We start from the raw sequence: 22,124 nt of genomic DNA, 5'->3' as shown, positions 1-22,124 counted from the left end.
GAGTCACTTCCCGCTCAGCCCCGCGGCAGGGCGGGCTGCGGCCTTCCCCGCACCCGGCCGGGCGGGACCGGGCGCCGGCTGCTCCAGCGCCGGGCCGCCAGCCGCGGCCAGATCAGCAGCACCGCCGGCAGCGCCAGGTACCCGAACCGCCCGGCCGGGGCCAGCATGAAGGCGATGGCGAGCCCGGCGGCCAGCAGGTCGGCCGCGGCGATCGCGGAGACCGGCGGCCGGGCCAGCAGCCAGATCGCCACCGCGACCAGGGCGATGGTCATCAGCGCCAGCGAGACCGCGTGCCCGGTCGGCCCGAAGCCGGCCAGCACCTTGCCGGGCAGCGGGCTGCCCGCCGGGGTGCGGATCGCCGTCATCCCGAGCGGGAAGCGCACCACCTGCTCGCGCAGCGCGTCCGCCTGGGCCAGTACGGAGGGCAGGATCACCAGCGCGCTCGCCCCGACCCCGATCAGCGCGGTCCGGGCGGCGGGCCGCCGGCCGTACAGCCGCCAGAGCAGCAGGACGGCGACCGGCAGCGCGGGCCAGGCCGTCCACTTCAGGGTGCAGGCGAGGGCGAGCACCAGCCCGGCGCCGACGGTGCGGTCCCGCTCGGCGAGCGCCATGGCCAGGCAGCAGACCCCGATCAGCGGCAGGTCCACCCCGCCGACCACCAGGGCCAGCGCGATCAGCGGCGAGGCGGTGAGGACCGCCAGCGGCAGCAGCGGCGCCCGCCGGCCGCTCGGGCCGGGGCCGGAGGGCCGCAGCAGCCGCCAGGCGGCCAGCAGGCAGGCGAAGAAGGTCAGCGCGAACCAGATCCGGGCGTCCCCGGCGACCCGCGCGAAGGCGGTGGAGTCCCCGAGCAGCTGGCGCGGCATCCCGAACAGGGACATCGCCGGCAGGTACGGGTTGTAGTCGGTGACCACCACCGGGTGCGGCAGGTACGCGGTGCCGGTGGTGAGCAGCAGGTGGGCCGAGCGTTCGACCACCATCACCTCGGACTGGTGGCGGCCGTGCAGGGCGAGCAGTCCGAGCGGGACGAGGACGGCTCCGACGAGGGCGACGCAGGCCGCCGCGTGGGCCGCGAAGCGGCGCGGCAGGGTCAGGCAGAGCAGCCCGGCCAGGGCGTAGGCGGGGGCCGCGATCAGGCCCCAGAGCCGCTGGTTGGGCAGGTCGGAGACGAGCGGGAAGGCGGCGGCCCAGCCGGCCGCGACCAGGCAGCCGAGCAGTTGGACGGTCCGCGTCGAGGAGAGCCGGGCGAGCCGGGCGAGCCGGGCGGCGTTCAGCCGATCGGGCGTGGGCGGAAACGTGCTCTCACCACGCTGACGGGGGAAGGGCCGGGTGGAGAAGCCGCGCGGCGGCCGTCCGGATCCGGACGGCGCCTCGGTCGTGGAGGTCTGGGCCGGCGTTCTGCTGCGGCCGGTGAAGCGGCCGCGCGGGCGGGAGAAGCCGGGCGTGCGGGTGCTCACCATGGTGGAAGGTTATGGGTGTGGGCCGGGCCCTGTCGCCATGGCGTAGGACACCGGACGGGCGATGGCGCGAAAAGGGCCGCCGGGTGCCTCGGCGGTCGGCGGCCCTTCACGCGGGGTTCGCCTCCGGATCAGCCGACGGCGCTGTCCGAGGGCACGGACTGCCGCTCGGCCTGCTCCAGCCGGGAGTGCTTGATGCTGTAGCCGAAGTAGACGACCACGGCGACCACGAGGGCGATCGCGCCGGCCCGGAAGGTGTCGGCGTGCAGGCCGGTGATCAGGTAGGCGCAGAAGCCGACGCTGACCAGCGGGACGACCGGGTAGCCGGGCACCTTGAAGCCGCGCGGCAGGTCGGGCTGGGTGCGGCGCAGCACGATCACGCCGATCGAGACCACCGAGAAGGCGATGAGCGTCCCGAGGCTGGTGATGTCGGCCAGGATGTTCAGCGGGACGAACGCGGCCAGCGCGCCCACGCCGAGGCCCACCACGAGGGTGTTCCACACCGGGGTGCCGCTGCGCGGGGAGAGCTCGGCGAAGCGCTTGGGCAGCATGCCGTCGCGGCCCATCGAGTAGAGGATGCGGGTCTGGCCGTAGATCACCACGAGGGTGATGCTGAAGATCGAGATGATCGCGCCGACCGCGAAGAGCATCGCGGGCCAGCTCTGGCCGGTGATGTCCTGGAGGATCTGTGCGAGGCCGGCCTCCTGGCCGTCGAACTTCTGCCAGGGCTGGGCGCCGATGCCGGCCAGGGCGACCAGGATGTAGAGCAGGGTCACCACGACCAGCGAGATGATGATCGCCAGCGGCAGGGTGCGGCGCGGGTTCTTGACCTCCTCACCGGCGGTGGACACGGCGTCCAGGCCGATGAAGGAGAAGAAGATGCTGGACGCGGCGACCTGCACGCCGCCGATGCCGAGCGGCATGAACGGGGTCAGGTTGCCGGAGTGGAAGCCGGTGAGCGCCACGCCGACGAACAGGATCAGGATCAGGATCTTGATCGCGACCATCGCCGCGTTGACCTTCACCGACTCGCTGACGCCGCGGATCAGCAGGACGCAGACCATGGCGACCAGCAGCAGCGCAGGCAGGTTGAACCAGTGGCCCCCGCCCGGCGCGCCGGACAGCTGCTCGGGGATCGTGATCCCGAAGGCCAGGTCGAGGAACTTGTTCAGGTACTCGGCCCAGCTGACCGCGATCGCGGAGGCGGAGACGCCGTACTCCATCAGCAGGCAGATGCCGACGCCGAAGGCGACGCCCTCGCCGAGGGTGGCGTAGGCGTAGGAGTACGAGGAGCCGGAGACCGGGATCGCGGAGGCCATCTCGGCGTAGCAGAGCGCGGTGAGCCCGGCGGTGATCGCGGCGATCACGAAGGACAGGATGACGGCCGGCCCGGCCGAGGGCACGGCGGTGTTCAGCACGAAGAAGATGCCGGTGCCGATGGTGGCGCCGATGCCGATCGAGGACAGCTGCCACAGGCCGATCGAGCGGCGCAGGTGGATGCCGGAGCGCCCGCCCTCCTCGGGCGCGCCGGCCGGGAGGGCGTCCTTGCCTTCGGACTCGGCGATCAGTGTCGAGACGGGCTTGCGTCGCAGCAGACGCGCACCAAGGGTGTTGCTGGCCAAAACTGCGGTCCTTCTAGGCGGGGGAGGGTGTCCTAGCGGCTGGTCACCCGGAACCCTTCCGGGTGTCATCGGGGGACCAACCGAACAAACATGGGACAGTACCCGGCGAAAGCACCAGTGTCGCAAACGAACAGTCCCAACCGGCGCATTGTCCGAATTGGCGCATAGTGCTGTACAAACCGGACACTTCGTAAACGGCGCTTCTCCCACTCGGTGGTCGAAGCAGCAGCTCAGCGCCCTGCGGCGATCGTCCGCCGAGCCCCTCCGCCCGTCGCTCCGCCCGTCGCTCCGCCCGTCACTCCGGCCGGCGCCCGGCCAGCACCGCCGTCCCCGCGCCGACCGCCGCCAGCAGGACGGCGGCGGCCAGCAGGCTCGCCCACGGCACCGCGATCCGGCCGGTCCGGGCCGCCGACACCAGCTCGCGCACCGCCGTGTTGGCCGGCGAGACCGGCACCACCAGCAGCAGTACGGCCAGCGCCAGCGCCGTCGGGATGCCGTACTGCGGGCGGCCCAGCACCGGACGGTTGGCCAGCGCCCCGGCCAGCACCCCCAGCAGCGCGCAGGCCACCGAGGCCACCAGCCCGGCCAGCACCGCCGCCCCGGCCGACGGCTGCCGCTGCGCCCCCGGGCCGGCCACCGCACCACCGACCCACCACACCGCCGCCACCTGGCCGACCGCCAGCACCAGCGACGCCGTCAGCGCCGCCAGCAGCGCGCCCAGCTGGACCCGCACCGGGCCCGCCGCCGCCACCAGGCAGGCCCGCGAGGCCGGCGGCTCCGCGTTCAGCGCGCCGCGCACGTACCAGGCGCTCACCGGCAGCAGCACCCCCGCGCCGTAGCCCAGGCCGCCCAGCAGCGGGTCGCCCACCGGCACTCCGACCACCAGCAGCAGCGCGTACGCCAGGAACGGCGGCAGCCAGGCGTGCGAGCGCAGCAGCAGCTCCAGGTGGTACCTGGTCAGCGCACCGGTCCGGGTCATCACCGCTCCCCCTCCTCGCGCCGCCGCACCGCCAGCACCCGGACGGCCGGGCGGCCCAGCAGCAGCCGGCGCAGCAGCGCGTCCGAGTGCGCGGCCGGCACCGCCAGCCGCACCGCCGTCCCGGCCAGCGCGGTGACCTCCGGCGCCCCCGGCAGCAGCGGCGGCAGCGGGGCGCCGTCCTCGACGTCCACCTCGACCTCCATCACCGGGCCGTCCGAGACCGGGCCGCCCGGCACCGGCTCCTGCGCCCCGCCCTCGACGGCGCGCAGCCCGCCGTCCGCGCCGACCCGGTACGCGGCGGTGGTCAGCCCGGCCAGCCGGGCCGGGTCGTGGTCGACGAACAGCACCGTGCCGCCCGCCGCCGCCCGCTCGGCGGCCGCCTCGTCCAGCACCGCCCGGGCCTGCGGGTCCAGCCCGGTCCACGCCTCGTCCAGCAGCAGCACCCGCGCCTCGGGGAGCAGCGCCTGGGCGACCGCGACCTTCTGGCAGGTGCCCTTCGACAGCCGGCTCAGCGGCGTGCCCGCCCGGTCCGCGACCCCGAACCGGTCCAGCCACTCCGCCGCCCGCCGCCGCGCCCGCTCCGCCGACAGCCCGTGCACCCGGCCGACCCGCAGCAGGTAGGTGGCGGCGTCGAAGGGCAGCGCCGGCGGGAAGCGTTCGGGCACGTACGCCGTCGGGCCGGGCCGCAGCACCCGCCCGGTGCTCGGCCGCTCGATCCCGGCGACCAGCCGCAGGAGCGTCGACTTGCCGCTGCCGTTGCGCCCGGCGATCCGCACCAACTCGCCCGGCCCGACCGCCAGATCGACCCCGCGCAGGATCCACCGCTCCCGCCGCCCGTACCGTTTGCCGACCGCCGTCAGTTCCATCCCGCCCCCGTCGCCGTCGCGTGCGTACGGAAGGCTATCCAGCCGCGGTAAGGGCGGCGTCAGCGAATTCCTCGTCCGCGCGCCGGAGTTCACGCCTCGGCTGGTCGAGGCACGATCCGGCCTCGTTTCGCCATCGTCAACTGATGCTCCCTAGGATCGGCGGGTGACTACCGGACGACGACCACAGACCAGGCTCGGCAGCCTGTTGGCGGCCCTGGCGATAACCGGCGCCTCGCTGCTGCTCGGCCTGCCCGCCCATGCCGACGAACCATCAGCCGGCGCCGCTCCCACGACCAAGGAGGCCCCCCGGGTCGACCTCGTCCTGGACGTCAGCGGCTCCATGCGAGAGGCCGACATCCAGGGCAAGAGCCGCATCGCGGTGGCCCAGCAGTCGCTGAACGAGGTGATCGACGCGTTGCCCGCGGAGACCGAGTTCGGCATCCGCACGCTGGGCGCGACCTACCCCGGCAACGACAAGGCCCAGGGCTGCCTGGACACCAAGCAGCTGTTCCCGGTCGGCAAGACCGACAAGGTCGAGGCCAAGACCGCCGTCGCCACCCTGCGGCCCACCGGCTTCACCCCGATCGGCCTGGCCCTGCGCGGCGCCGCCCAGGACCTCGGCAAGGGCGAGACCACCCGCCGGGTGGTGCTGATCACCGACGGCGAGGACACCTGCACCCCGCCCGACCCCTGCGACGTCGCCCGCGAACTCGCCTCCCAGGGCATCCACCTGGTGGTCGACACCCTGGGCCTGGCCCACGACGACAAGACCCGCCAGCAGCTGCTCTGCATCGCCAACGCGACCGGCGGCACCTACACCGACGTCCGCACCCAGGAGCAGCTCACCGACAAGGTGAAGCAGCTGGTCGACCGTTCCAACGACACCTACACGGTGACCCCGGTCAAGACCTCCGGCACCGACAGGTGCGAGAGCGCCCCGGTGCTCGCCCCGGGCGTCTACACCGACCGCGAGAAGTTCTCCGAGCACCGCGTCTACAAGGTCCCGGTCAAGTCCGGCCAGGAGCTGCGCGCCTCGGTCAGCGTCGCCCTCGACCGCCCGGTGGCCCGGGACTACGGGGTCCTGCTCCAGGCGACCAGCGCGACCGGCCAGGAGCTGGTCCGCGGCACCGACGCCGGCAGCGGCCGCACCGACGTGGTCTCCACCGGCCTGCGCTGGTCCACCGACGACTCCAAGGGCTACGTCACCGCGAGCCCCACCGCCACGAAGGGCTCCAAGGAGAAGCCGGAGACCACCGTCTGCCTGGTCGTCAGCAACTCGCTGGCCCCGCAGACCGGCGTCCTGGCCGACCCCGGCATGCCGCTGGAGCTGACCGTCGACCTGGCCTCCGCCTCGCCCGCTCCGGAGGGCGCCGCGATGGGCCTCGGCCGCGGCTGGATCCTGCTGCTCACCCTCACCCTGGCCGGCCTGGCCTTCGGTCTGGTCCTCGGCTGGATCGCGCGCTGGCGGATCGCCGTCTGGCGGGAGAACTGACCATGCGTACGACGCTCCGCGGCACCCTCGCCGCCCTCGCCCTGCTGCCCGCCCTGGCCCTGAGCGCCCTGGGCGCCCCGGCCGCCTCGGCCGCCTCGCCGTCCCCCTCGGCCGGCGCGAAGGGCACCCCGGCCCCGGCCACCAAGGCCGGCACCTCCTTCCTGACCGCGGTCAACCTCTCCCCCGGCCAGGACGCCAAGGTCGCCGTCTCCACCGGCGACTACCTGTACTGGGCGTTCGGCGCCTCCGAGGGCCAGACCCCGACGGTCGACCTGACCGTCGACCTGGCCCCCGCGGCCGACCGGCACGGCCCGCAGACCTGGTCCGTCGAGGTCTTCGACGGGCTGCGCCGCCGCCAGTCGTGCACCGCCGGCACCCAGAACGCCACCGCCGAGCAGAGCGCCGCCACCCTGGCGCTGAACTGCACCCTGCGCGAGGTCCGCACCTGGGCCGAGCCGTGGTCCGGCGACCCGCTGCCCGGCACCTACTACGTGCGGCTGTCGGTCAGCGACGTCCCGCAGCCGGACCTCGGCCTGGCCTCCTCGGTCCGGCTGCACGTCGCCGCCAAGGGCGACGCCGACAACGCCCAGCCGGAGGGCGGCGAGCTGAAGGCCCCGCTGGTCCCGCCGGCCGGCGGCGGCGCGAGCACCGCCAAGGCGGCCGCCCCGGTGGCCGAGGAGGAGCACTGGTACACCGGCTGGTTCTCCGGCTGGAACAGCCGCTGGTACTGGACGATCGGCGGCGGCTTCCTGGCCGCGCTGGCCGGCGTCCTCGGCTACAGGCTGACCCGCCACCCGCGCGGTCGGCGGCCGGGCCACTACGGCGCCGTCCCGCCCCAGGGCTCCCCGCAGAGCGGCAGCTACGCCGGCTCGGACCGCCCCTGAGGCACTCCCGGAGGGCCGGCCGGACGTCGTTCCGGCCGGCCCTCCGGCGTGTCCGGGGGTCGTGCTCAGCCGCGGAACAGGTTGTGCCCCACGTCGGACGGGACCTCGTCCTGGACCGGCTCGTCGCCCGGCCCCGGCACGTGCTCGCCGGGGACCGGCTGATCGCCCTCCCGGTGCAGCAGCACGACCCCGTCCTCGGCCCACAGCTGCCGGTAGCCGTGCGCCAGCAGCAGCTGGATCCGCTCGGCCTGCTCCTTGTCCGTCTTGAACGGGAAGGACCGCTTGTCGCCCCGGGTGAGCACGTACTCGCGCCCGCGCGGCGTGCCGTCGACCAGCACCACGTCCGCCCGGGCGGTCAGCCGCGGCGCGATCTGGTTGTCCGCCTCGACGGACGCCCCGTCCGGGATCAGCGCGGCCGCCCGCACCAGCGCCGCCTCACTCGTCTTCGGCGCCCAGGAGGACGGTACGGCGAGCGGCAGCAGCCCGATCGGCACCGCGGCCACCAGCGCGATCCCGGCCGCGCCGAGGCCCAGCCGGCGGGCCCGCCGCACGGTCCGCTCCGGCCGCCCGGTGGCGCTCAGCCGGCCCAGCACCTCGATCGCGGCGGTGAGCAGGATCGGCCACAGCAGCGAGTCGTAGTGCCGGGCGATCGACCAGTGGTTGGGGTTGCTGGACAGGATCCGCTCGGCCAGCAGCGGCAGCGCGCACAGCACGGTGGCCGAGCGCAGCGGCAGCAGCAGCGTGGTGCCGAACAGCCAGAGCAGCAGCAGCGGCTTGAGCGGCTGGTCGAAGGCGGCCTGCACCAGCAGGAACGGGTCGTGCAGCAGGTTGCGCAGCGCGTCCCCGCCGTCGGTGCCGATCGAGCCGTAGTTCCAGTAGTAGCCCGGCTCCCCGCCCATCGCCGGGATCAGCCAGGTGATGGCGGCCGCCGAGGCGACCGGCCCGCCCAGCAGCAGCCCCAGCCCCGTGCGGCGGCCCGCCCGGTCGCCGGTGCGGCGGGTGCGCAGCAGCAGCACCAGGCCGTACGCCGCGACCATCAGGCCGAGGTCCTCCTTGGTGCAGCACAGCAGCACGGCGGCGAGCAGCACCGTGCCGTACCGGCGGGCCAGCCCGCGCTCCAGCATCAGCAGGGTCAGCGGCACCGCGAAGGCGACCTCGTGGAAGCCGACCCGGGCGGCGACCAGCAGCGGCCAGCCGAGCGCGTGGACCAGGCCGGCCAGGTCGGCGGCCCGGCGGGCGGTGCGCGGCTCGGCGTCGCCGAAGGCGTACCCGGCGATCCGCCGGATCAGCGGCACCCCGGCGGCGAACAGCAGCGACTGCCCGATGATCAGCGAGCGCGGATCGTCCCAGATCCAGTACAGCGGCGCGAGCAGCGCCAGCACCGGCGAGAAGTGGTCGCCCAGCAGCGAGAAGCCGGGCGGGAACTCGTGGTGGAAGCTCTTCAGCGTCGAGACGGGCAGCCCGAAGTGGGCGTAGCCGCGCACGCCCTGGTCGAAGATGCCGAGGTCGAAGCCGCCGAGCGACACGGACGTCCAGCCCTGCAGGCCGATCGCGCAGGTCACCGCGAAGCAGAGCGCGGTGAGCAGCGCGGTGCGCCGGGCCGGGCCGAGCAGCACGGCCGCGGCCAGCCGGCGGGCGGCGGGCCCGGCGGCGGCCGGCGGCGGGGGTGCGGTCTGGGTGGTCACGTCAGGTCTGATCCGTCCGGTCTGGGTCCGTGGGTCCGGGCCGTCAGGTCCGGTTCGTCAGCTCGGGGTCGCGGTCCGGCCTGTCGGCCGCCAGGGCCCGGGCCCCGCCGGTGGCGTCCACGGCCTGTCGCCGGGCGCGGCGCAGCCGTAGGCCCACGACGACCAGGACGGCGATCGCGATCGGCGGGTAGATCGCCCCGGGCAGCTGCCAGTACCAGGCGACCCCGCGGCCCCAGCGGTGCGGCACCGTCCACATGACGTGGGAGAGGAACACCAGCAGGGCCAGGCCGAACAGCACCTTCCGGGCCGTGGTCCTGGCCTCCACCGCCAGCAGGGCGAGGAGCGGGACGCACCAGACCCAGTGGTGGGTCCAGCTGATCGGCGAGACCAGCAGCGCGGTGAGGGCGGCGCAGACCGCGCCCCAGGCGTCGGCCCGCCGCAGCACCCGCGCCGAGCGCCCGGCCAGCACCGCCACCCCGAGCCCGCCCGCCCCGACCAGCGCCGAGGCGACGAGCCCGACCAGGCCCGGGTCGTTGACGTCGAGCAGTCGGCAGACGGCACCGCGCAGCGACTGGTTGTCCACCAGGACGGTCACCCCGACCCGGCTCGGGTCCCAGAGGTAGTCGGTCCAGAACCCGTACGAGGCGTCCGGCAGCAGGGCCCAGCCGATCAGGCCCGCCGCCAGGAAGGTGCCGGCCGAGACCAGCGCGGCCCGGACCCGCCCGGTCAGGAAGAGGTAGACGGCGAACAGGCCGGGGGTGATCTTGATGGCGGTGGCCAGGCCGATGCCCACGCCCTTGAAGCGGTCGCGGTCCGAGCGGGTCAGGTCCCACAGGACCAGGCAGAGGATGCCCAGGTTGACCTGGCCGTACTGGAAGGTGGTGAAGACCGGCTCCAGCCAGATGCCGAGGCCGGTCGCCAGGACCACCACGGCCGCGCGGTGCTGCCTGGGCCAGCCGGCCAGCTTGAGCGACAGGTGCACGGCCGCGGCGAGCAGCGCGTAGTTGAGGAGCATCACCAGGACGCGCAGGGTGCTCACGTCGAACCAGGTGCTCGGCACGAAGAGCATCGCCGCGAACGGCGGGTAGGTGGCCGGCAGGTCCCAGCCGGGCAGCCGCATCGCGTACAGGTCCTCGCCGCGGACGACGGCCTGGCCCTCGGCCCGGTAGACCAGCATGTCGACCATGGTGGCCCCGTGGGTGTGCCGGAACCAGGCGAACACCGCCAGTGACACCGCCGCCACGCAGGCCGCCTGGAGGGTCCGGGGACTCGGTCTTCCGGTTTCCGCCGCGCCGCCGGATTCCTCCGGGCCCGTCCGCCGCCCCCACCGTTTCAGACCGAGCTCGCGCACCGCGATGGCACCCCGTTGAGATAGACCAGATCGTTCCCTCGTCAGCGTCTGGGCCCACCCACCATAACCGACCCCCCTGAGCCCCAAACCGCGTCAGAAACGGGCCCGGAAGGGTGATGTGATCCGCCCCACATCCGGTCGGGGGGCGGCCCGCGGTCGGGCCCGGCACCGGCCCGGGGACCCAAAACGCGAAATCCCGCCGGGAGTTGCCTCCCGGCGGGATTTCGTCGACCGGCCTGAGCCGGTCCGTTGGGTGGAGCTGAGGGGATTCGAACCCCTGACCCCCTCGATGCGAACGAGGTGCGCTACCGGACTGCGCCACAGCCCCAACGAGAAGAAACTCTAGCACCTTTCGGAGGGGGCCTGTGACCACCCCCGGATCGCGGTGCCGGTCGGGGGGTGGCCGGGGCCTCCCCCGGGCTACTCGTTGGCCGCGCGCGGGCGCGATTCGGGGGCCTGGGGGTCGGCGTACTGGTCGAAGAGCGGGGTCTTGCGGGGTTCGGCGGGGCGGCCCGCGGTCCAGGTGCCGGGCGCCGACAGGTCGAGGCCGCGGGAGACCCGGGGCGCGACCGGGGCGGTCACGTAGGTCGGCAGCGGGACGGGCACCGGCTCCCAGGAGTCCGGGCCGGCCGCACCGCGCTCGCGCATGCCGTCCACCCACTCCTCGTGCTCGGTCGCCTCGGCCACCGCGGAGGCGGAGGGCACCGAGACGGTGGCCTGCTCCGGGTCGGCCGCCAGCCGCAGGTGCGGACGGCGGACGGCCCGCTCCTCGGCGGGCGCGGCCGGAGCCGGCTCGGCGGAGGCCTCGGCCGGGGCCGCGCCGGGAGCCGGGGCCCCGGCCCGCTGCTGCTCGCGCTTGCGCAGCCGCTCGGCCGCCTGGGCGGCCCGGACCCGGTCGAGCTTCACCTCGTACCGCTGGCGCTCCAGCTTGCGCAGGTGGCCGATGTACAGGGTGAGGAGCACCGCCGGGACCGCCGGGACCCAGAGGAAGGCCAGTCCGGCCACCGCGGCGACCACCGCGCCGAGCGCGAAGGAGAGGAACAGGGCGGTGACCATCCGGCGCCGGCGGGCCAGCAGCTGCGCCCGGCGCTCGGTGCCGGCCCTCGACTCGGGGACCGGCCGCTCGGCCGGACGCTGCGCCGGGGGTTCGGGCTCCCGTGCGGGGTCGTCGGAGGCGGTCCCGTCCCGTTCGGGAGGACCGTCGTCGCTCTGCTCGTCGTCACGCGGTTCGTCGCCCAGGGCCCGGGCTGCCCGCCGCTCCAGCGCCGAACGCCCGGCCAGCAGGCGGATGGCGGTGCTGAAGCGTTCCGTCGGGCGCGCCTCGTTGAGTTCGTCCTGCCTGCGGAGCCACATCGGCACCAGATAGGCGGCCCAGGCCCCTACGATGACGGCGTAGATAAGGCCGCTACTGCTCACGATTCACACCGTACGGGCGCCGGGGAAGGCCTGGCAGCAATTTGGCACGGCGTGTCGTGTGATCAAGCTGATTCTCCGACTATTTTGCCGCCATTTGTGGGGGTCCGGTGCCCCGCCGATGCCATATCGATATTTCTTTCGAACATATATTCAATTACTCAGCCCGCGCCCGGAACTGAGCGCCCGCCAGCGCTCCAGCATCCCCTCCGGGACCTCCTCGTCGGTCAGCGCGTACACGAGGTGGTCGCGCCAGTCCCCGTCGATGTGGAGATAGCGCGGACGGATTCCCTCCGAGCGGAAGCCGAGCTTTTCCACCACCCGCCGGCTCGGGGCGTTCTCCGGGCGGATGCAGACCTCGATCCGGTGCAGTCCGAGCGTGCGGAAGCAGTAGTTCACCGACAGCGCCACGGCGGTCGGGATGATGCCCCGGCCGGCCACCGACTCGTCCACCCAGTACCCGATGTTCGCCGAGCACATCGACCCCCAGGTGATCCCGCCGACGGTCAACTGGCCGACCAGCCGGCCCTTGTAGAGCACGACGAAGGGCAGCATCCGGCCGGCCGAGGCCTCGCCGCGCAGGAAGCGGACCATCTGCCGGTACGTCGGCCGGGACCCGGCCGCCTGGCCCGCCGCGCCGGGCGGCACGGTGGCCTCCCAGCGGCGCAGCCAGTCCCGGTTGCGGCGGCTCACCTCCTGCCACTCGCGCTGGTCGCGGGCCCGGATCGGGCGCAGCACGACCTCCCCCTCGTGGAGTTCTACCGGCCAGCCGGCGTTCAGTGCCCTCTCCTGGATGCTGGAGCCCCGGGGTCCGGGGCGTCGGTCCGGGGGTGGTCCCCGCCGCCGAGCTGGTCGACGGCGTGGGCGAGCAGCGGCTCCAGGACGGCCAGGCCGTCCTTGACGCCGCCGGTCGAGCCCGGCAGGTTGACGATCAGGGTACGTCCGGCGAGCCCGGCGAGCCCGCGGGAGAGCGCCGAGGTGGGCACCTTCTCCCGGCCGTACGCGCGGACGGCCTCGGCGATGCCGGGGATCTGGCGGTCGATCACCCGGGCGGTCATCTCGGGGGTGAGGTCCATCGGCGAGATGCCGGTGCCGCCGGTGGTCAGCACCACGTCGTAACCGGCCGCGACGGCCTCGCGCAGCACGGCCTCCACCGGCTCGCCGTCCGGGACGACCCGGGGGCCGTCGGCGGCGAAGCCCATCGCGGTCAGGCCGGCCACCAGCAGCGGGCCGCCCCGGTCCTCGTAGACCCCGGCCGAGGCCCGGTTGGACACGGTGACGGCCAGCGCCCTCCCCGCCGTGCCCGTCACGCGTCCACCTCCGGGGCGAACCAGTCGCCGCTCTTGCCGCCGGTCTTGCTCAGCACCCGGACCGACTCGATCGTGGCGCCCTTGTCCACCGCCTTGACCATGTCGACGACGGTCAGCCCGGCCACCGCGACGGCGGTCAGCGCCTCCATCTCGACGCCGGTGCGGTCGGCGGTCTTCACGGTGGCGGTGATCTCCACCGCGTCGTCCGCGACGGCGAGGTCGACCTTGACGCCGGAGACCGCGATCGGGTGGCAGAGCGGGATCAGGTCCGGGGTCTTCTTGGCGCCCATGATCCCGGCGATCCGGGCCACCGCGAGGGCGTCGCCCTTGGGCACACCCTCGCCGCGCAGCAGCTCGACCACCTGCGGGGAGACCCGCACCCGGCCGGCCGCGACGGCGGTGCGCGCGGTGGTGGCCTTCTCGGAGACGTCGACCATCCGGGCCGCGCCCTGGTCGTCGACGTGGGTGAGGCGGTCGCCGGGGGGAGGTGTCGTCACGGGTAACTCCAGGGGCGCGCAGGTCGAATACCGCGCTACCGTACCGTTCCCAGGTCCTCGGGGCCGATCAGGAGTCCAGCAACACCACGTCCACCTCGCTGCCGGCGGGCAGTTCGGTGGTGTCCTCGGGGACGGTGATCAGACAGTTCGCCCGGGCCAGCGCGCCGACCAGGTGCGACCCGGCGCCGCCCACCGGCTCGACCGTGCCGTCCGCGGCCGAGTAGCGGCCGCGCAGGAACTGCCGGCGGCCGGCCGGGGAGCGCAGCGCCGCCGGGCAGAGCGCGCGGACGACCGGGCGGTGCACGTCGGCGGCGCCGAGCATGGTGCGGATGACCGGGCGGACGAAGAGCTCGAAGGAGATGTAGGCGCTCACCGGGTTGCCGGGCAGGGCGAGCAGCGGCACCCCGGGTGCCCCGCCGATCCGGCCGAAGCCCTGCGGCTTGCCGGGCTGCATCCGCAGCTTGCGGAACTCGACGTCGGCGGCTCCGCCGTAGGTCTCGAAGACCTCCTTGACCACGTCGTACGCGCCGACGCTGACCCCGCCGCTGGTGACGATCAGGTCGGCCCGGCCGAGCTGCTCGTCCAGGACGGCGCGCAGCCGGTCGGCGTCGTCCGGGACGGCGCCGACCCGGTAGGCGATGGCGCCGGCCTCCCGGGCGGCCGCGGTGAGGGTGAAGCTGTTGGAGTCGGCGATCCGCCCGGGGCCGACCGGTTCGCCGGGCTGGACCAGCTCGCTGCCGGTGGACAGCACCACGACCCGCGGGCGCGGGCGGACCTTCACGGTGGGGCGGCCGATCGCGGCGAGCAGGCCGAGCTGGGCGGGGCCGAGCCGGGTGCCGGCCTCCAGCACCCGGGTGCCGGCCGCGACGTCGCTGCCGCGGCGGCGGATGTGCGCGCCCTCGGCGACCGGGCGCAGGACCCGGACCTCCTCGTCCGGGACCGGCGCGGTCATCGCGGCGGCGGCCACCCCGGTGCCGGTGCCGCCGTCGGTCCACTCGACCGGGGCGACGGCCCGGGCACCGGGCGGCAGCGGGGCGCCGGTCATGATCCGGGCGGCCTGGCCGGGGCCGACCCTGGGCAGCTCGTCGGCGCCGGCGGCGATGTCGCCGACCACCGTGAGCACCGACGGGTAGGTGTCGGTGGCGCCCTCGGTGTCGGCGGTGCGGACCGCGTAGCCGTCCATCGAGCTGTTGTCGAAGGGCGGCAGGTCGCCGTCGGCGACCACGTCCTCGTCGAGCCGGCAGCCCTGGGCGTCGAGCAGTCCGAGCTCGATCGCGGGCAGCGGGCGGACCGAGGCCAGCACGTCGGCGAGGTGCTCGTCCACGGTCCAGAGGCGGGGGGCCGCCGGGGCCGGGTCCGCTCCGGCGTCGCAGCAGGCGCTGGGCGTGGTGCTGTGCTCGGTGGACCCGGTCATCGGCGACTCGCTCTCTGTCGTGGTCGGTCCTGCGTCAGGCCTGCATCTCGGAGCCGACGAACTCCCGCAGCCAGGAGCGGAACTCCGGGCCCAGGTCCTCGCGTTCGGCGGCCAGACGGACGATAGCGCGCAGGTAGTCGGCGCGGTCGCCGGTGTCGTAGCGGCGGCCCTTGAAGAGCACGCCGTGCACCTGGCCGCCGTCCGCGGCCTCGCGGTCGGTCAGCTCGCGCAGGGCGTCGGTGAGCTGGATCTCGCCGCCGCGGCCGGGCAGGGTCTCCCGCAGCACGTCGAACACCAGCGGGTCGAGCACGTAGCGGCCGATCACGGCGTAGTTGGACGGGGCCTCGCCGGGCTCCGGCTTCTCGACCAGGTCGGTCACCTGGAAGACGTCCTCGCCGAAGCCGTTGGCCTTGACGGCGGCGCAGCCGTAGAGGTGGATCTGGGAGGGGTCGACCTCCATCAGGGCGACGACCGAGCCGCCGAGCTGCTGCTGCACCTCGATCATCCGGGAGAGCAGCGGGTCACGCGGGTCGATCAGGTCGTCGCCGAGCAGGACGGCGAAGGGCTGGCCGGCGACGTGCTGCTCGGCGACCGAGACGGCGTGGCCGAGGCCCTTCGGGTCGCCCTGGCGGACGTAGTGCATGTTGGCCAGCTCGACGGACTCGCGGACCCGGGCGAGGCGCTGCTCGTCGCCCTTGCGGACCAGCAGCTCCTCCAGCTCGTAGGCACGGTCGAAGTGGTCCTCCAGCGCCCGCTTGTTGCGGCCGGTGACCATCAGTATGTCGGACAGGCCCGCGGCGGAGGCCTCCTCGACGACGTACTGGATCGCCGGCTTGTCGACGACCGGGAGCATCTCCTTCGGGGTGGCCTTGGTCGCCGGGAGGAAGCGGGTGCCCAGTCCGGCCGCGGGTACCACGGCCTTGGTTACCGGAACTCGGGAGTTGGTCGTCGTCATGCGTTTACCTTACTCAGGCACGTTTTTGCCCGGCCGAGCGCGGGCGGACGGCTAGGACAGCACGTCGCGGTGCCCGGCCACGGTGGCTGGCGTATGGGTCGCGACCGGCTGGGCGAGGGGGTCCCTGCCGACACAGGCCGACAGACTACCCGTCTTTCCCGAAGGGTCACGATCGGCCTCCGCTCCGTGACCGGCGGTACGGCCGCCCTGTCCGGGGCGGTCCCCGCGGGGCCGGTCGACCTCCCCCGCGGGCTGGGCGGAGAGCCGCCAGCAGTCACCGCCGGCCGCCCGGGCCGCGGCGAGCGCCGCGTCGGCGGCGCGCAGCAGGACGGCCGCGTGGGTGCCGTCCTCGGGCAGCACGGCGATGCCGGCGGCGGCGGTCAGGCCGTTGCCGGCGGCGGGGCGGGACTCGCGCTGGCCGGAGGACCAGTCCAGCAGCAGGTGCCGGCGGACCGACCAGACCAGCCGCTCGGCGACCTGCGCGGCGCCCTCGGCGCCGGTGTCCGGCAGCACCACCAGGAACTCCTCGCCGCCGTACCGGCCGAGCGTGTCGGCCCGGCGGATCTCCATCGCGAGCCGCTGGGCGAGGTCGCGCAGCACCGCTCCGGCCCGGCCCCGGCCGTGCTCGGCGACGACCGCGTCGAAGCCGGTGATGGCCAGCATCAGCACGGCGAGCGGGCGCGGTCCGTCGGCCTGCTCGGTGTGCTCGGCCCGGCGGGCCCGTTCGATCTCCCGGTCCAGGGTGAGCTGGAGGTGGCGGTAGTTCCACACGCCGGTGAGCGGATCGCAGGAGGCGGTGCGCTCCAGTTCGGCGCAGCGCTCCTCCAGTTCGGCGATCCGCCCGCGCAGCCGCTGCGCCCCGGCGGCGGCCCCGGCCCGCGCCCGCCGTCCGCGCAGTCCGAGGACGGTGGCGCCGACCAGTGCGGGGACGCTCAGTGCGGCCAGGGCCTGGACCAGCAGCGGGGTGGTCAATGGGGGGTGCCCCTTCGCGTGTCAGGCTCTGCGCGTCGACGGTGCGCAGGCCAGGAGGATCGGATGAACGAGGATCGGTTGCCCAACGAGAAGAGCGGCCTGAGGACACGGCTGCTGGCGGAACGGCGCGAACTGGCCGCCGGGGAGCGCGCGGCGGCGGCCGACGCGTTGGCCGGGCACGCCGGGGAGCTGGCCGCCGCGGGCGCCACGGTGGCCGCGTACGTCTCGATGGGCGCCGAGCCCGGGACGCGGCCGCTGCTGGACGCGCTGCTGGCACGCGGGGTTCGGGTGCTGCTCCCGGTGCTGCTGCCGGACAACGACCTGGACTGGACCGAGTACGCGGGGCCCGACGCGCTGACCCCGGCCGGGCGCGGGCTGCTGGAGCCGGTCGGCCCGCGGCTCGGGCCGCAGGCGGTGACGGAGGCCTCGGTGGTGCTGCTGCCGGGCCTGGCGGTGGACCGCTCCGGGCTGCGGCTGGGCCGGGGCGGCGGCAGCTACGACCGGGTGCTGGCCCGGCTGGCGCGGGCGGGCGCGCGGCCGGTGCTGGCGGTGCTGCTGTACGAGCACGAGCTGCTGGAGCGGGTGCCGGCCGAGCCGCACGACCGGCCGGTGGACCTGGCGGTGCTGCCCTCCGGGGTGCGCAGGCTCGGGTGAGGGGTGGAGGCGGGGACGCCGGCGGCCCCGCTCCCTCGGGGGGAACGGGGCCGCCGGACGGGCCGTACGGGCGTCAGCCGGTGGTGAGCACCAGCCTGTGCTTGGTGGCCTTCTCGACCGCGTCCGGCGAGTAGGCCCAGGTCAGCAGCTTGCCCTTGAGCCAGAGGTCGGTCTGGTCGTTGTAGTTGTCGTGGAAGGCGTGGCCGGAGGCGCCGCCGACGTTGACCCAGCGCGAGGAGTCGAGGTCGTTCAGGTCGACCACCATGCGCATCGACGGGATCCAGTCCACCCGGTAGCCGGCCGCCGCGTTCCAGCCGGCCGCGTCGACCGCCGCCGAGCCGCCGGAGAGGCGGTACGGGCCGCGGTTGAGCAGCTTGTGCACCACGCCGGAGGCGATCGACGAGTCGTCGGTGCCGAGGGTCTGCTCGCGCAGCTCCAGCTTGTGCAGGCGGCCCCAGCTCCAGGTGGAGACGTCCTTGCTGAGCAGCGAGGTCAGCTCCTGGCGGGCGTTCTTCATCGCCTCCTGGAGCAGGTTGTCCAGGCCCTTCTGCTCCTTGTGCTGGTCGTCGATGTACGTCCACCACGAGCTGTCGGGCTTCTCCAGCTGCTGGCGCACCACCTCGGTCCAGCGGTCGCCGCCGTCCGGCTGGGCCTTGCCCGGCTCGCGGGTGCCGCACTCGGTGACGATCTTGGTGGAGCTGTCCGGCTTGGTGGGGTCGTCCTGCTGGCGGACCAGCAGGCAGTTGTCCTTGGCCCGCAGGTCGGCCGGGAACTTCTGGCCGAAGGCCAGGATCAGCAGCTGGCGCCAGACACCGTTGTAGTAGGCGGCGGCGGCCGAGTCGGCGTCCTGGTGGAAGTTCCAGTCCTTCAGCAGGTCCTGGGCCTCGCGCACGTACGGATCGCTGATCGGCTGCTTGAGCAGCAGCGGGACCAGCGTCTTGGCCATCACGCTGGTGTTGTCCAGCTGGAGGGTCTGCATGTCGTCCGGCGAGATCTTGCCGTTGTTCTTGAGCAGGCCCTCGATCTGGTCGGTGATCTCCTTGGCGCGGGTGCCGTACTCCCAGTCCTTGGTCAGGCTGTACTTGTAGGCCGGGTCCACCACGGCCTGGTTGGCGGTGACGATGTAGCCGGCCGAGGGGTTGAGGCTCCAGGGCAGCGCGGTGAAGGGGATCGGGTCCTTCCACTGGTACGCGGAGTCCCAGCCCGGCGCGGGGAGGGTGCCGTCGCCCTTGCCGCGGACCGGGATGGTGCCCGGGGCCTGGTAGCCGATGTTCTTGGCGTCGGCGTAGACCAGGTTCTGCGCGGGGACGGTGAAGTCCTTGGCGGCGGCGCGGAACTCGTCCCAGTTCTTCGCCCGGTCCAGTTCGAAGACGGCGTCCATGGTCTTGCCGGGGCTGAGCGCCGTCCACTGCAGAGCGACGCCGTAGCCGCTGGTGCCGCGGTCGGGGGCGGACTGGCCGTTGGGGGCGTACTTGCCGACGTTCTGCTGCTCGCTGCTCTGGTCGGAGATCAGCGGGGCGCCGGTCTGGGTGGTGCGGACGGTGATGGTGCGGTCCTCCCCGCCGGCGACCTTGATGGTCTCCTTGCGGAGGTCGAACTTCACGTCCTTGCCGTCGACCTGGTAGGTCTCCGGGCCGGTGACCTTTTCCAGGAAGAGGTCGGTCACGTCGGCGCCGAGGTTGGTGAAGCCCCAGGCGATGTCCTTGTTGTGGCCGATCACCACGCCGGGCATGCCCGCGAAGGTGAAGCCGGAGACGTCGAACTGGCAGGCCGGGGAACTGGTCCGGCAGTGCAGGCCCATCTGGTACCAGACCGACGGCAGGCCGGGGCCGAGGTGCGGGTCGTTGGCCAGCAGCGGCTTGCCGGTGGTGGTGTGCGAGCCGGCGACCACCCAGGAGTTGGAACCGATGCCCTGGCCGGGGCGGCCGAGCAGCTGCGGCATCGAGTCGACCCGGTCGGTCAGGCCCTGCAGCATCGCCTTGGTGGTGGCCGCGCCCTGGGCGGTGGCGGTGCCGGCGGGCGCGCCGGACTGCGGGGAGCCGTCGGCGGGGCGGTAGTTGTCGCCGGCCACGGTGCCGGTCTTCACGATGGTGCCGTTGCGGGCGAACGGGTAGTCCGGGTACAGCTCGGCGATCTTGTCCGGGCCGAAGTCCTGGGCCAGCAGCGAGCGGTCGATCTCCTCCTGGAGGTTCCCGGAGAGGTTCCAGGCCATCGCCTTGAGCCAGGCCACCGAGTCGACCGGGGACCACTGCTCGGGCTGGTAGCCGCTGTTGACGACGCCGAGCAGGCTGTACTCCAGCGAGGCCTTCGCACCGCCGGGGTGCTCGGCGAGCCAGGCGTTCACGCCGTCCGAGTAGGCCTGGAGGTACTTCTTCGTCTCCGGCGACAGCTTGGTGTCGAACTCCTTCTGCGCCACCTGCCGCCAGCCCATGGTGCGGATGAAGGCGTCGGTGTCGACCTGGCCGTCGCCGAACATCTCGGAGAGCCGGCCCGCGGTGATGTGCCGGCGGACGTCCATCTCCCAGAAACGGTCCTGCGCCTGGACGTAGCCCTGGGCCCGGAACAGGTCCTCGTTGCTGTCGGCGTACAGCTGCGGGATGCCGTTGGCGTCCCGCTTGACGTCGACGGGCGCGCTCAGGCCCGCCACCTTGACACTGCCGTCGACCTCCGGGAAGGAGGCGCGGACCGCGGAGACCCCGCGGTAGCCGCCGTAGCCGGCACCGGCCACCAGCAGCACGACCAGCACGATCACGATCAGACGGGCGCGCCGGAACTTCTTCGAGCGGGGCATCTGGGTCCTTGCGGTCCTGACTTCGGGGCGGGCGGGCGTGTCCAGGGCCTGCGGCCGTGACAGGGCACCACATTAGGCCGAGTCGGCCGGGCACCGTGAACGGGGGACCAAGCTAAAGATATGGCAAAATGTTAGACTGCGTAACGATCCGCAAGGGGAGCATTGACGACTTCTTAACGGGTCACCCCCAGCACCACCAGACACCCCGCCCGCCCATGCCTGCCCGAGGTGCCCCTGCGTGAACGTCTCCCATCTGAACCAGCTCCTGCTTGAGTCCTCCGTGATCCTGCTGTTCGCGGTGGGCGCCGTACGCCTCTCCACCCGATCAGGGCTGCCCAGCCTGCTGATCTACCTGGGGATCGGCGTGGCGCTGGGCCAGAACGGGATCGGCATCACCTTCAACAACGCCGAGCTGACCCAGGTGCTCGGCTACGCGGCGCTCGTGGTGATCCTCGCCGAGGGCGGCCTCAAGACCAGCTGGCGGGAGATCAAGCCGGTGGTGCCGGCCGCGACGGTGCTCGCCACCCTCGGCGTCGGCGTCAGCGTGTTCACCACCGCGGCGGGCGCCCACTGGCTGGTCGGCCTGGACTGGCGGACCTCACTGCTGCTCGGCGCCATCGTCTCCTCGACCGACGCGGCCGCCGTCTTCTCGGTGCTGCGGATGGTCCCGCTGCCGCACCGGCTCACCGGCCTGCTGGAGGCCGAGTCCGGCTTCAACGACGCCCCCGTGGTCATCCTGGTCGTCGCCTTCGCCACCACCGGGGAACTGGACTCCTGGTACGTCCTGATCGCCACGATCGTCGCCGAACTGGCGATCGGCGCCGCGGTGGGCCTGGCCGTCGGCCGGATCGGCGCGTACGGGCTCAAGCACGTCGCACTGCCCTCCTCGGGCCTCTACCCGATCGCCGTGATGGCGCTCACCGTGCTCGCGTACGCCGGCGGCGCGCTGCTGCACGGCTCCGGCTTCCTCGCCGTCTACATCAGCGCGGTGATCCTCGGGAACTCCAAGCTGCCGCACGGCCCGGCCGTCCGGGGCTTCGCCGACGGGCTGGCCTGGATCGGGCAGATCGGCATGTTCGTGCTGCTCGGGCTGCTCGTCACGCCCGAGACCATGGGCGACGCGGTGGTGCCCGCGCTGGTGGTGGGCGGGGTGCTGGTGTTCCTGGCCCGACCGCTCTCGGTGATGGCCTCGCTGACCCCGTTCAAGGTGGCGGCCCGCGAGCAGGCGCTGCTGAGCTGGGCCGGACTGCGCGGGGCGGTGCCGATCGTGCTGGCCACCATCCCGGTGGTGTCGGGCGCGCACCGGGCCGACGACGTCTTCAACATCGTCTTCATACTGGTCGTCGTCTTCACCCTGCTCCAGGGACCGACCCTGCCGTGGGTGGCCAAGCGGCTGCGGATCGACGAGGGCGACATGGGCCAGGACCTGGGCATCGAGTCCGCCCCGCTGGAGAAGCTGCACGGGCACCTGCTGTCGGTCGCCCTCTCCCCCGCCTCGAAGATGTCGGGCGTGGAGATCAGCGAGCTGCGGCTGCCCAAGGGGGCGGCGGTCACCCTGGTCGTGCGGGAGGGGAACTCCTTCGTGCCGGACAAGGCGACGGTGCTGCGCGGCGGGGACGAGCTGCTGGTGGTCACCACCGACGAGGTCGGCGAGGCGGCGGAGCGGCGGCTGCGGGCCGTGGACAAGGGCGGCAAGCTCGCGGGGTGGCTGAACGGGCGGTGACGGCGGGGCCCCCGGGCGGGCCCGCCTGCTCGGGGCCTGGCGAGCCGGGCGGGCTGGCGGGC

General features: G+C 73.8%; 18 protein-coding genes and 1 tRNA gene. 4 read left to right on the top strand and 15 right to left on the bottom strand.

What is annotated here, in order from left to right; genetic code table 11:
• Window positions 1-14 precede the first annotated feature (14 nt).
• The 4 genes from ACFY0X_RS06145 to ACFY0X_RS06130 all read right to left on the bottom strand — a co-directional run bounded on the left by ACFY0X_RS06145 (window position 15) and on the right by ACFY0X_RS06130 (window position 4,921).
• Window positions 15-1,457: a glycosyltransferase 87 family protein gene (locus ACFY0X_RS06145; protein ID WP_387749480.1), complete on the bottom strand. Its 1,443-nt coding sequence runs from the start codon at window positions 1,455-1,457 to the stop codon at window positions 15-17.
• 128 nt (window positions 1,458-1,585) lie between these two features.
• Window positions 1,586-3,145, bottom strand: coding sequence for an amino acid permease (locus ACFY0X_RS06140; RefSeq protein WP_387749477.1), 1,560 nt, complete (start codon window positions 3,143-3,145; stop codon window positions 1,586-1,588).
• Between the two features lie 226 nt (window positions 3,146-3,371).
• On the bottom strand, window positions 3,372-4,055 hold the full coding sequence (locus ACFY0X_RS06135) for an ABC transporter (RefSeq protein ID WP_387749475.1): 684 nt from the start codon (window positions 4,053-4,055) through the stop codon (window positions 3,372-3,374).
• Window positions 4,055-4,921 (bottom strand): ATP-binding cassette domain-containing protein, encoded by an 867-nt coding sequence (locus ACFY0X_RS06130; RefSeq protein ID WP_387749472.1) that lies wholly within the window; start codon window positions 4,919-4,921, stop codon window positions 4,055-4,057. The genes ACFY0X_RS06135 and ACFY0X_RS06130 overlap by 1 nt, the downstream gene beginning before the upstream one ends.
• 163 nt (window positions 4,922-5,084) lie before the next feature.
• Between ACFY0X_RS06130 and ACFY0X_RS06125 the strand changes: the two genes are divergently transcribed.
• Together ACFY0X_RS06125 and ACFY0X_RS06120 are read left to right on the top strand one after the other, a co-directional pair.
• Window positions 5,085-6,413 (top strand): VWA domain-containing protein, encoded by a 1,329-nt coding sequence (locus ACFY0X_RS06125; RefSeq protein WP_387749469.1) that lies wholly within the window; start codon window positions 5,085-5,087, stop codon window positions 6,411-6,413.
• Between the two features lie 2 nt (window positions 6,414-6,415).
• Window positions 6,416-7,297 (top strand): peptidase, encoded by an 882-nt coding sequence (locus ACFY0X_RS06120; RefSeq protein ID WP_387749466.1) that lies wholly within the window; start codon window positions 6,416-6,418, stop codon window positions 7,295-7,297.
• A 65-nt stretch (window positions 7,298-7,362) separates the two neighbouring features.
• On the opposite strand, the gene ACFY0X_RS06115 is transcribed toward ACFY0X_RS06120, so the two are convergent.
• The 10 genes from ACFY0X_RS06115 to ACFY0X_RS06070 form a co-directional block, all read right to left on the bottom strand.
• Window positions 7,363-8,982 (bottom strand): DUF2079 domain-containing protein, encoded by a 1,620-nt coding sequence (locus tag ACFY0X_RS06115; RefSeq protein WP_387749463.1) that lies wholly within the window; start codon window positions 8,980-8,982, stop codon window positions 7,363-7,365.
• Window positions 8,983-9,025: 43 nt separating this feature from the next.
• Window positions 9,026-10,225, bottom strand: coding sequence for a glycosyltransferase 87 family protein (locus tag ACFY0X_RS06110; protein ID WP_387749460.1), 1,200 nt, complete (start codon window positions 10,223-10,225; stop codon window positions 9,026-9,028).
• Between the two features lie 362 nt (window positions 10,226-10,587).
• Window positions 10,588-10,661: transfer RNA gene (locus tag ACFY0X_RS06105), tRNA-Ala, on the bottom strand.
• Between the two features lie 92 nt (window positions 10,662-10,753).
• Window positions 10,754-11,749, bottom strand: coding sequence for a hypothetical protein (locus tag ACFY0X_RS06100; protein ID WP_387749457.1), 996 nt, complete (start codon window positions 11,747-11,749; stop codon window positions 10,754-10,756).
• Window positions 11,750-11,899: 150 nt separating this feature from the next.
• The gene (locus ACFY0X_RS06095) at window positions 11,900-12,484 is read right to left on the bottom strand and encodes a GNAT family N-acetyltransferase (protein ID WP_387749455.1); all 585 of its coding nucleotides are present in this window, start codon (window positions 12,482-12,484) and stop codon (window positions 11,900-11,902) included.
• A 38-nt stretch (window positions 12,485-12,522) separates the two neighbouring features.
• Window positions 12,523-13,056, bottom strand: coding sequence for a molybdenum cofactor biosynthesis protein B (locus tag ACFY0X_RS06090; protein ID WP_387749452.1), 534 nt, complete (start codon window positions 13,054-13,056; stop codon window positions 12,523-12,525).
• Window positions 13,053-13,493 (bottom strand): cyclic pyranopterin monophosphate synthase MoaC, encoded by a 441-nt coding sequence (gene moaC, locus ACFY0X_RS06085; RefSeq protein WP_387750568.1) that lies wholly within the window; start codon window positions 13,491-13,493, stop codon window positions 13,053-13,055. Before moaC ends, ACFY0X_RS06090 begins: the two co-directional genes overlap by 4 nt.
• Window positions 13,494-13,620: 127 nt before the next feature.
• Window positions 13,621-14,967, bottom strand: a complete 1,347-nt coding sequence (gene glp / locus ACFY0X_RS06080; RefSeq protein ID WP_387749450.1) for a gephyrin-like molybdotransferase Glp — start codon at window positions 14,965-14,967, stop codon at window positions 13,621-13,623.
• A 34-nt stretch (window positions 14,968-15,001) separates the two neighbouring features.
• Entirely contained in the window at window positions 15,002-15,922 is a 921-nt protein-coding gene (gene galU / locus ACFY0X_RS06075; protein ID WP_387749447.1) for a UTP--glucose-1-phosphate uridylyltransferase GalU, read from the bottom strand.
• A gap of 51 nt (window positions 15,923-15,973) precedes the next feature.
• A complete protein-coding gene (locus ACFY0X_RS06070; RefSeq protein ID WP_387749444.1) occupies window positions 15,974-16,894 on the bottom strand; it encodes a GGDEF domain-containing protein in 921 nt (306 codons plus the stop codon).
• A 63-nt stretch (window positions 16,895-16,957) separates the two neighbouring features.
• On the opposite strand from ACFY0X_RS06070, the gene ACFY0X_RS06065 reads away from it, so the two are divergent.
• On the top strand, window positions 16,958-17,548 hold the full coding sequence (locus ACFY0X_RS06065) for a 5-formyltetrahydrofolate cyclo-ligase (protein WP_387749442.1): 591 nt from the start codon (window positions 16,958-16,960) through the stop codon (window positions 17,546-17,548).
• A 73-nt stretch (window positions 17,549-17,621) separates the two neighbouring features.
• Here the strand turns inward: ACFY0X_RS06065 and ACFY0X_RS06060 are convergent, their stop codons facing one another.
• Window positions 17,622-20,339, bottom strand: coding sequence for a penicillin acylase family protein (locus ACFY0X_RS06060; protein WP_387749439.1), 2,718 nt, complete (start codon window positions 20,337-20,339; stop codon window positions 17,622-17,624).
• Window positions 20,340-20,577: 238 nt separating this feature from the next.
• Here ACFY0X_RS06060 and ACFY0X_RS06055 point away from each other — a divergent pair, with 238 nt between their 5' ends.
• Window positions 20,578-22,062, top strand: a complete 1,485-nt coding sequence (locus tag ACFY0X_RS06055) for a potassium/proton antiporter (protein ID WP_387749436.1) — start codon at window positions 20,578-20,580, stop codon at window positions 22,060-22,062.
• The last annotated feature ends 62 nt before the right edge of the window (window positions 22,063-22,124 follow it).

Source organism: Kitasatospora sp. NPDC001547, assembly GCF_042894165.1.
In the GTDB taxonomy this organism is placed as follows: Bacteria; Actinomycetota; Actinomycetes; order Streptomycetales; family Streptomycetaceae; genus Kitasatospora.
Note: the sequence above shows the minus strand (reverse complement) of the source record. Positions and strands in the feature narration are given on the sequence as shown.